Consider the following 1,565-nt stretch of genomic DNA (forward strand, 5'->3'; position numbering starts at 1 on the left):
GTACGGGGCCGCCCAGCGCCCGCTGCATCAGCGCCTGCGCCTCGCCGTTGCCCGGATCCCGGGCCAGCGCCTGCCCGATCTGCGCGATCGCCTCGCCGGCCCGGCCGGCGTCGAGCAGCAGCGCGGCGAGGTGCAGTCGGAGCGGCAGGTCGTCCGGGCGGGCGTCGAGGGCCGCCGAGAGCGAGGCGATGAGGGGATCAGAGCTCATAGGACGAGCAGCGTAGTGGGCGTCCCGCGATGCCGGCGTACCCTCGCCCCCGGCGCCGCCGGGCGCGCCGCCCGGAACAGTGGCGCCCCGTTGCCCGATTACGCACCGTAAAGCGTCCGGTGACCGGTTGTCCGGCCGCGCCGCATCTCCCCGGGTATCGGCATCGGTTCCCGGCCACGCACAGTAAGGTCAACCGGGTGAGCGCCAGCCCGCAGTCGCGTACCGAGAGGTGACCGGAGTGACCACCCCAGGCAAGACCCGCGTGGCGATCGTCTTCGGCGGCCGCAGCCCGGAGCACGGCATCTCCTGCGTCAGCGCCGGCAGCGTGCTCGGCGCGCTCGACCCGGACGAGTTCGAGGTGGTGCCGGTCGGCATCACCCGGGCCGGGCAGTGGGTGCTGACCAGCGGCGACCCGTCGCAGCTCGCGATCAACTCGCGCCGGCTGCCGGAGATCACCGCCGAGTCCGGCGCCGACATTGTGCTGCGCGCCGACCCGACCGGCAACGGGCTGATGGTGCTCGACCCGACCGAGGGCCCGCGGGCGCTGGCCGACGTGGACGTGGTCTTCCCGGTGCTGCACGGCGCGTACGGCGAGGACGGCACCATCCAGGGCATGCTGGAGATGGCCGGCATCCCGTACGTCGGGGCGAACGTCTTCGCCTCCGCCGCCGCGATGGACAAGGAGTTCACCAAGAAGCTCTGCGCCGTCGAGGGCATCCCGGTCGGCCCGTACGCGGTGCTGCGCAACGGGATGACGCTGAGCGAGGAGGACAAGCAGCGGCTCGGCCTGCCGGTCTTCGTCAAGCCCTCGCGGGCCGGGTCGTCGTTCGGCATCACCAAGGTCGACGACTGGGCCGACCTGGACGCGGCCGTCGCCACTGCCCGGCAGATCGACCCGAAGGTGCTCGTCGAGGGGGCGATCGTCGGCCGCGAGATCGAGTGCGGCGTGCTGGAGGGCGAGGCCGGCGGGGCGCCGGAGGCGTCGGTGCTCGCCGAGGTGCGGGTGGTCGCCGACCACGACTGGTACGACTTCGAGGCCAAGTACCTCGACGACGCCTGCGAGTACGACATCCCGGCCGGCCTGCCGGACCGGGTGACCCGCCAGGTCCAGGAGTACGCGGTGCGCGCGTTCACCGCGCTCGACTGCGCCGGGCTGGCCCGGGTCGACTTCTTCGTCACCCCGGAGCTGGACGTCTACCTCAACGAGATCAACACGATGCCCGGCTTCACGCCGACGTCGATGTTCCCGCGGATGTGGGCCGCCTCCGGCCTGGAGTACCCGAAGCTGGTCGACCGCCTGATCCGTACCGCCCTGACCCGCGGCGTCGGCCTGCACTGAGCCTCCCCACCTGTCTCT

At 72.6% G+C, this 1,565-nt stretch carries 2 protein-coding genes; one reads left to right on the forward strand and one right to left on the reverse strand.

Translation table 11 applies throughout. From position 1 onward, the window contains the following. Window positions 1-208: tetratricopeptide repeat protein (locus DLJ47_RS34840; protein ID WP_146228277.1), on the reverse strand; the 208-nt coding region annotated here is incomplete at its 3' end. 238 nt (window positions 209-446) lie between these two features. On the opposite strand from DLJ47_RS34840, the gene DLJ47_RS34845 reads away from it, so the two are divergent. Continuing rightward, window positions 447-1,547 carry a D-alanine--D-alanine ligase family protein gene (locus tag DLJ47_RS34845; RefSeq protein ID WP_088995553.1) on the forward strand — a complete coding sequence of 367 codons (1,101 nt, stop codon included), beginning with the start codon at window positions 447-449 and terminating at the stop codon, window positions 1,545-1,547. Window positions 1,548-1,565 lie beyond the last annotated feature (18 nt).

The sequence above is a fragment of the Micromonospora sp. S4605 genome, assembly GCF_003176715.1.
Taxonomy (GTDB): Bacteria; Actinomycetota; Actinomycetes; order Mycobacteriales; family Micromonosporaceae; genus Micromonospora; species Micromonospora echinaurantiaca.